7 protein-coding genes are annotated in these 8170 nt (G+C 69.6%); 3 read left to right on the plus strand and 4 right to left on the minus strand.

Annotated features, from left to right (window positions below; genetic code table 11):
- The 3 genes from ACIQ3R_RS11925 to ACIQ3R_RS11935 form a co-directional block, all read left to right on the plus strand.
- Positions 1–630 (plus strand): class I SAM-dependent methyltransferase (locus tag ACIQ3R_RS11925; protein WP_397418752.1); only part of this gene is annotated, 630 nt, incomplete at its 5' end.
- Positions 627–1364 (plus strand): pseudouridine synthase, encoded by a 738-nt coding sequence (locus tag ACIQ3R_RS11930; RefSeq protein WP_397418754.1) that lies wholly within the window; start codon positions 627–629, stop codon positions 1362–1364. The genes ACIQ3R_RS11925 and ACIQ3R_RS11930, both read left to right, overlap by 4 nt.
- A gap of 164 nt (positions 1365–1528) precedes the next feature.
- Positions 1529–2887: a hypothetical protein gene (locus tag ACIQ3R_RS11935; RefSeq protein WP_397418756.1), complete on the plus strand. Its 1359-nt coding sequence runs from the start codon at positions 1529–1531 to the stop codon at positions 2885–2887.
- On the opposite strand, the gene ACIQ3R_RS11940 is transcribed toward ACIQ3R_RS11935, so the two are convergent.
- The 4 genes from ACIQ3R_RS11940 to ACIQ3R_RS11955 all read right to left on the minus strand — a co-directional run bounded on the left by ACIQ3R_RS11940 (position 2888) and on the right by ACIQ3R_RS11955 (position 7631).
- A complete protein-coding gene (locus ACIQ3R_RS11940) occupies positions 2888–3643 on the minus strand; it encodes an ABC transporter permease (protein ID WP_397418758.1) in 756 nt (251 codons plus the stop codon). It lies immediately after the preceding gene.
- Positions 3640–4314, minus strand: coding sequence for an ABC transporter ATP-binding protein (locus ACIQ3R_RS11945; RefSeq protein WP_397418764.1), 675 nt, complete (start codon positions 4312–4314; stop codon positions 3640–3642). The genes ACIQ3R_RS11940 and ACIQ3R_RS11945 overlap by 4 nt, the downstream gene beginning before the upstream one ends.
- 63 nt (positions 4315–4377) lie before the next feature.
- Positions 4378–5373 carry an ABC transporter substrate-binding protein gene (locus ACIQ3R_RS11950; RefSeq protein ID WP_397418760.1) on the minus strand — a complete coding sequence of 332 codons (996 nt, stop codon included), beginning with the start codon at positions 5371–5373 and terminating at the stop codon, positions 4378–4380.
- 458 nt (positions 5374–5831) lie between these two features.
- The gene (locus tag ACIQ3R_RS11955) at positions 5832–7631 is read right to left on the minus strand and encodes an ABC-F family ATP-binding cassette domain-containing protein (protein ID WP_397418762.1); all 1800 of its coding nucleotides are present in this window, start codon (positions 7629–7631) and stop codon (positions 5832–5834) included.
- Between the last annotated feature and the right edge of the window lie 539 nt (positions 7632–8170).

The raw sequence follows: 8170 nt of genomic DNA on the forward strand, positions 1-8170 counted from the left end.
GGTTGCGAGGTGGGCGAGGACGCGCGCAAGCATCACCGCTTCTGCTACGTGGTGCGGCCCGCCCAACCCGCACGCCTCAGCGAGGCGATCGCCGCCGGCGCGCCGCGCGTCGTCCCGGCCCTGGGCCTCTGGTCGCAGCCGGGCGTGTTCAGCTGGGACCGCATCGATCCCGGCAGCGCCCAGCTGATCGATGCGTTGCCGCCGCTGGCGGGCAGGGGCGCCGACCTCGGCTGCGGTGTCGGCGTGCTGGCCGCCCGGGTTCTGGCCGCGCCTGGCGTCACCGCGCTGGCCTGCATCGACCTCGACCGCCGCGCTGTGGCCTGCGCCGAACACAACCTCGACGACCCCCGCGTCACCGTCGTTCAGGCTGATGTCCGCCGGTTGGATGAGACGCTCGGCGACCTCGACTTTGTGGTCATGAACCCACCCTTCCACGACGGCGGCGCCGAGGATCGGGACCTTGGGGTGGCCTTCGTGCGCGCCGCTGCGGGCTTGCTGCGCAGGGGCGGCGTCTGCTGGCTGGTGGCCAACCGGCATCTGCCCTACGAGGCGGCGCTGAAGGCCGCCTTCAGCCGGGTCGAACTTCGCGCTGATGTCGGGGGCTACAAGATCGTAGAGGCCCGTCGATGACCGCAAAGGCGCCGATGGCGCGGCTGGACCGGCTTCTGGCCAACCTGGGCTATGGCTCGCGTCGCGAAGTCGCCGACCTTGTGCGTCACAAGCAGGTGGAGCTCGACGGCGTGGTGATGCGCGACGCCGGCGCGAGGGTTCCGGTGACGCCCGACCTGCCGAGCCGCATGACGGTGGTCGGCCGGCCGGTGGACCCGCCCGCGCCCTTGATCCTCCTGATGCACAAGCCGCTGGATGTGGTCTGCTCGCACAAGGAGCCGGGGCGCTCAGTCTATGACCTGCTGCCTGCGCGCTGGCGGGCGCGGATGCCCGCGCTCTCTACGGTGGGCCGGCTGGACAAGGACACCACCGGCCTGCTGCTGATCACCGATGATGGCGACTTCCTGCATCGGGTGATCTCGCCGCGGCGCCATGTGGCCAAGCGCTACCTGGCCAACCTGGACCGGGCGCTGCAGGGCCACGAAGCCGAGGCGTTCGCCGCAGGGACCCTGGTGCTGGAAGGCGAGGTCGCGCCGCTCGCACCCGCCCGGCTTGAGCCCCTCGACAGTCACCGCGCCTATCTCACCATCTCCGAAGGGCGGTATCATCAGGTGCGCCGCATGTTCGCCGCGATGGGCAACCACGTGCTGGCGTTGCATCGCGATCGGGTCGGCGGCCTTGATCTCCCAAGCGATCTAGAGCCCGGCGCCTGGCGCGTCGCGACCGTAGAAGAACAGGCCGCCATCTTCGTCTGAATTGCGTCGACGCTCAGAGTTTCGGTGTCCGCGCCGGAAGTATCCGTTAACCATACTGCTAGAATTAACCACTTGTTAAGCTGCGCGGCTCCGGCTTTGCTGGTTCCCGATCAAGCTCGCGCGATACGTTCCATGGTGGGACGGGCGAGCCCCGGGGGCGGGGAATGTTCGAACTCGGTCGCGAGCTCCGCCGTTTCTTCGGCGCGGATTCTGAGCGGACGTCGATGGACGGGCTCACCGGCGGCGATTCCTCGCTGCTGGAGTTGCTCGACGCCCGACTTCTGGCCCAGGAGGCCAAGGCCTGTGACATCGCCGCCGGGCGCATCGGCGCCAGGGACAAGCCGTCCCGCCGGCTGGAAGCGGCGATCGTCTGGCGTGAAGTCGCCCGGCGCACGGGTGATCCGGTGGCGCTCCGCAAGGCCGCCGCCGCCGCCGAAACCGCCGCCGCCGGGTTCGAGGCGGCCGGCCGCAAGGACGGTTGGGCCCGCGCCCGCTGTGAGCAGGCGCTGAACGGGCTGCTTGGCGCTGAGATCTTTGGCGATCCGGGCCTCGAAGCGGCCGCAGAGATCGCCTTCCGCGATGCGAGATCAAGCGTGAAGGGCGGTCTCGCCGCCGCCATGGCCGACGTCGGGCTCGCCGCGATCGCTGCTCGGCGAAGGTTGGGCCAAGGTTCTTCTGAAGAAGCGCGTCGCATGCTCGCCGCCTTTGATGCACCGATCACCGCGCTGGATGGCGTCGCCAAGCGGGTGCCGGCCGCCCGCGCCGTGGCCGCCGAGGCCCGTCTGATCCGCGCCGACCTGATGAGCGCCTGGGGCGCCGCCCTGAAGGACGGCGACCTGCTCGACGCCGCCGCTCGCCAGGCGGCCGAAGCCGCCGAGCGCGTCGATGAGGCCTATGAGCCTTTGACCTGGGCGCGCGCCAAGGTGGTGCATGGCCAGGCGTTGGCCGCCAAGGGCGAGGTGATCGGTGATGTCGACCGTCTGGCCGCCGGCGCCGGCGCGCTGGCCCTGGCGCTGGACAATCTGACCCGGGATCACTCGCCCCTGGACTGGGCGCGAACCCAGGTTTCGCTCGGCCAGGCCCTGCAGGCGCTCGGCGAAAGCTCGCAGGACGCCCGCGCCTTCGACCACGCGGTCAGCTGCTATGACCGCGCCGGCCATGTGCTCAAGACCCAGCCCGGTCTGCCGCTGCGGGGTCAGGCGGCCGGCGCGCGCGCGGTGTGTCTGGTGCGGACAGCCGAGATCACCGGCGACCGCGCCGTGCTCGATGCGGCCGAGGAGGCGATGAAGATCGAACTCGCCAAGCTCTCGCCGGGTCGCGATCCCGTGGGCTGGGGCCTGGCCCAGATGCACCTGGCCCGGCTCTATGAGGCCCGACTGGACATGACTGGTGTGGACAAGGGTGAGCGGGCCGCGGCTCTTATCGCCTTGGACGCCGCGCTGGACGTCTTCGGCGAGCACGGCCAACGCTCGCTGAGCGTGCTGGCCAGCGAGGCGATGTTGAGGCTGCGTCGCGGCGCCTGATCAGCGCCCGCGCCACCATTTCAGGCCGACCCGCTCCAACGCTTCCAACAGCGCGTGCAGCGCCACGCCGAGTGCGCCCAGCACGACGAGCGCGGCGATCATCCGGTCGGTCTGGAGCTTGTTGCCGGCGTCGAGGATCTGCCAGGCGAGCCCGCGCACGCCGCCAGATCCGGCCCCGAACTCGGCCACCACGGCGCCGATCAGCGCCAGCCCGGCGCCCACCTTGTGTCCTTCAAGCAGGAACGGCACGGCGGACGGCAGCCGCAGGCGCGACACTCGCGCCCAACGCCCCGCGCCATAGAGGCTGAACAGGCGCTCCAGATCCGGATCGGCGGCCTTGAGGCCCGCCACGGCGCCGGAGAAGATCGGGAAGAAGGCCACCAGCACCGCCAACGCGATCAGCGCTCGCTCCGGATGGTCGAGCCCAGCCCAGATCAGCACCAGAGGCGCGATCGCCACCACGGGCGTCACCTGCACCACCGACGCCAGGGGGCGGATGGCCCGGTCCAGCAGCGGACTCAGCGCGGTGAGGATCGCAAGGCCGACAGCGATCAAGCTGGCCAGCACCAGCGCGATCAGCGCGGTCGACAGCGTGCGCCATGCCGCCGGAACCAGCGCGGCCCAGTGTTCGCCCAGCGCGTCAGCGACAGCGCTCGGCGGCGGCAGAAAATAGGCCGGAACCTCCAGGGCGCGGCATGCGATCTCCCACCCGGCCAGCAGGATCGCCACCAGCAGCAAGGGCGCGAGCCGGCTCATCCTCGTGAGCCTTTGGCAAGCGCCTGTGACACCGCCTCGGCTGTCGCCCTGAAGGTCGCCTCGGCGCGGAAGCCCGGTGGCCGGGGCAGGGGGCCGGCGACGGCCATGTCGGCGGCGATCCGGCCGGGTCCCTTGGACAGCACCACCACGCGGCCTCCCATGTAGACCGCCTCTTCCACATTGTGGGTCACGAAGATGATCGCCGGCCGGGTCGCCGCCCACAGCGCCAGCACATCGTCGGCCAGCGATCGGCGGGTGAGCTCGTCCAGCGCCGCGAAAGGTTCGTCCAGAAGCATCAGCCGCGGTTGGGTGACCAGGGCGCGGGCCAGCGACACCCGCATCGCCATCCCACCAGAGAGCTGCACCGGCCGCGCCGCCGCCGCGTTGGCGAGTCCCACCCGCTCCAGCGCCGCCTCCGCCCGCGCCGCAGCTTCGGGCTTGGAGACGCCCGACAATTCCAGGGGAAGCGCCACATTGGCCCGCGCCGAAAGCCAGGGCGCCAGCGTCGGCGCTTGGAACACCACCGCCGTCTCGCCTGGACCAACGTCGCGGGTCACGCGACCCCGGCTCGGCGTCTCCAAGCCGGCCAGCAGCCGCAGCGCCGTCGACTTGCCACACCCCGAAGGCCCCACAAGAGAGATGATCTCGCCCGGCGCGATCTTGAGATCCATCGGCCCGAGCGCACGGCCCCGGTCATAGTCGACCTCGACGGCCTCAAGTTCGACCACGAACCCTCACTTCGGCAGGAAGGCGAGCGTGTAGGCCCGCTTGGGGTCTAGGGACTTCGGATAGACCCCCTGCGCCGAGGCGGCGTCGAAGAAGGTCTTCCAGCGGGCGTCGGTCATGGTTCCGACCGGCGCGCCCTCCGCGCCCTCGACGATGCGGTAGCTCTTCAGCTTCTCCCGCGCCTGGGCCAGCACGTCGGCCGTCATCTCCGGATTGTCCTTGAGGATGAGCGCGTCGGCGGCCTTGCCGTCGCCGGCCAGATATTCCCGCCACCCCTCGGCCGAGGCCTCGACGAAGGCCTTCACGGCCGCAGGATTTTTCGCGATCAGAGCGTCGGTGGCCAGCACCATTGTGGCGTAGCCTGGATAGCCTTCATCCGCGAGCAGGAAGACCTTCGGCTTGAAGCCGGCCTGCTTCTCGATGGTGTAGGGCTCGCTGGTCACATAGCCCTGCTGTGCGGCGCGCTTGTCGGCCAGGAAAGGCGCCGAATTGAACGTGTACTTGCGGACCTGATCGTCGCTGAACCCGTACTTGGCCTTCAGCCACACCCAGAAGGCAGAGACCGAGGCGTCGGACAGCAGGATCGGGCGGCCCTTGAGGTCGGCGAGGCTGTTCACGCCGGCGTCCGGGTGGGCGATCAGCACCTGGGGATCCTTCTGCATGAAGGCGGCGACCGCCTTCACCGGCACGCCCTCCTGGGCCAGGTTCATGACGATGAAGCTGTTCGAGCCCATGCCGAGCTCGACTGCGTTCGACGCCAGCAGCTGGGGCACGTTCACGTTCGGCCCGCCCTGCACGATCTCCACCTTCAGGCCGCGCCGGGCATAGGCTCCGGACGCCAGCGCCTGATAGAAGCCGCCATGCTCGGCCTGGGCTCGCCAGTCGGTGGCGAAACGGATGGTCGTCGCTTCCCCCGACTCCGGAACTTTGGCGGCGTCAGGTTTCGGCGTGCATGCGGCGAGGACGACAAGTGTGGCGGCGAGGAGCGAGCGGCGCAGGATCATGCGTGCAAGCTAGCCCTACGCGACCGACGCTCCAAGATCGGAGTCGGTGGATCTCCGCGCATAGCAAGAGGGCGACGCTTCGGTCGCCCGACACGTCGCCCTCTCATACAGATCCGTTGGGGGATCTGTGCCTCCAGGCCGTCCGCCAAGCCTCAGTCGGGTCGCCCCGCCATCCGCCTCGCGCCGTCGTCGGTCTCCGCTGCGGGTCGCCCCGCCGCCTCGAACCGCCGATCTGCCCGCTTAAGTTTTCAGGTCCGCTGTCGCCAGCCTCTCTGTCCGCTCGCGCCGCAATTCCTCTCGGCAAGGCGACGGTGCGACGGACTGGCCGTGCGGGCAAGGGCTCCTTCCGACGCGCCTGGGCGCCGGCTGTCGAAAGACGGTGGATAGTGCGGGGACGAGTTGCGCGGATTTTCGCTTTTGTCTGTAGTTTCAGCGGGAAAACCTCATCCACAGGAACGCTAGAGGTTCGCCGCCAGCGCCTCCCGACGGCTTTCCAGCTCAAGCCATTCGGTCTCGGCCGCGTCCTGCTGGGCGCGGGCGGCGTCGAGCGCACGGCCATAGCGCTCAAAGGCGCTGCGATCGCGGGCGTAGAGGTCGGGGTCGGCCAGCGCCGCCTCCAGCGCCGCGACCTTGCCCGGCATGGCGGCGAGCAGGGTCTCAAGCTCCGCCAGCCGCCGCTGGTCCTTGAAAGAGAGCTTGGTGGCCGGCGCGGCCTGTGGCCGTTGTGGCGTGGCTGGCGCGGTCTTCGCGGCGCCAGAGTCGCTCGTCGCACCGAAGAAGCCTGGGTTCTGGCTCAAGAAATCCTGCCAGCCGCCCGGCGTCTCCACCGCCCGCCCGGTCCCGTCGAGGCCGATGGTGGAGGTGGCCAGTCGGTCGATGAAGTCCCGGTCGTGGCTGACCAGGATCAGCGTGCCCTCATAATCGGCCAGCAGGTCCTCCAGCAGGTCGAGCGTGTCCATATCAAGGTCGTTGGTGGGCTCGTCCAGCACCATGACGTTGGCCGGCCGAGCCAAGGCGCGCGCCAGAAGCAGGCGGTTGCGCTCCCCGCCCGACAGGCTTTTCACCGGCTGGCGTAGCTGGGCGTCGGTAAACAGAAAGTCCTTGGCGTAGGCGTTCACGTGCTTGGGATGGCCGCGCACCATCACGTGGTCGCCGCCCTCCGGCAGCAGCACGTCGCGCAGGGTCAGGTCCGGCGCCAGGGTCGCGCGAGCCTGGTCAATGTAGTTGATCTCCAGATTGGTCCCGAGCTTCACGATCCCGGAATCGGGCGCCATCTGGCCCAGCAGGATGCGCACCAGGGTGGTCTTGCCGGCCCCGTTGGGTCCGACGATCGCCACCCGGTCGCCGCGCAGGATTCGGGTGGAGAACGCCTTCAGTACGGTCTTGGCGCCGAACGCCTTGGTCACGCCCTTGGCCTCCGCCACCCGGCGGCCCGAAATCCCTGACGAGGCCAGCCCGGCGTTCATGGTCCCGCGCATCTCGCGCATGCGGTCGGCCATGTCCTGGCGCATCGACATCAGCCGCCGCCGACGACCTTCGTTTCGAGCCCTGCGCGCCGTGACGCCACGGGCCAGCCAGTGCTGTTCCCGCTCGACCGCGCGGGCCAGGCGACGCGCCTCTTCGGCCTCCTGGGATTCGATCTTCTCCACCCAGTCGTCGAACGCTGTGAACCCGCGATCCAGCCGCCGCACCTGACGATACTCCAGCCAGAAGCAGCGTGCGGTGACACGTTCCAGGAACGCGCGATCGTGACTGACGATCAGCACGGCCGCGCGGCTGGCGGAGATCTCAGCCTCGAGCGTCTCTATGGCCAGGATGTCGAGATGGTTGGTGGGCTCGTCCAGCAGCAGGACGTCGGGGTCTTCGGCAAAGGCGCGGGCCAGCGCCACGCGGCGCGCCTCACCGCCCGACAGACCCACGGTTGACTTGGTCGGGTCGACGCCGAACGCCGCCAACAGAGCTTCGGCCCGGTGACGCGGCGCGCCGCCGCCGGTGGCGTGATCCAGCAGGGTGGCGCCGCTCATGGCGGGTTCCTGGGGCACGAACGCCACCTGGGCGCCAGGCGTCAGGGTTAGCTCTCCGGCGTCGGCGGCGATCTCGCCGGCCAGCATCCTCAGCAGCGTCGACTTCCCCGCTCCGTTGCGGCCAACCAGGCAGGCCCGCACGCGCGGCTCCAGCGCCAGGTCGACGCCGTCGAACAGCATCAGCGGTCCGTCGGCGAGGCGGACGTCCTTGAGGGCCAGGATGGGGGGCTTCATTGAGGGTGGGGGATAGCGGCAACCCCTTGCGCCGTCATCCCCCGGCTTGTGGGGCGCGCACGTCGAAGGGGTCGCAGCATCTGGGCGGTACAGGGACCGTGCGGCGGCAGGCCTGACGCACTATGCGCATCTGCATAGCCGCCTTGCGAAATCGCTGATCTATGCACCGTTCAGATGGTGCTATCTAAACGGTGTCCAGACGGACGGCCCCGCTCCCCCGGGGTTCCCCAGACCCAAGACCAAAGGATCACCACCATGACTGTCTCTCGCCTCGCAGCCTTCCTCGACCGCCTCGCCCCCGTCGCCATCCTGGCCATCGGCCTGATGACCGCTTTCGCGACCGCCTCGCTGGGCGCCTGACTTCCGGTGGACGCCTGATCCCCCAGGCGACCCCAAGTCGATCACGGACAAGGGCCCCTCGCGGGCCCTTTTTCGTGGGGATCGTGACCAGGCTACAGCCCCGCATAGGCCGCCGCGATCAGCCGCTTAGGCCGTGTATCGCCCAGCAGCACGCTGCCCTGCCGGTTCATCACATAGGC

This window comes from Phenylobacterium sp., assembly GCF_044371015.1.
Taxonomy (GTDB): Bacteria; Pseudomonadota; Alphaproteobacteria; order Caulobacterales; family Caulobacteraceae; genus Phenylobacterium.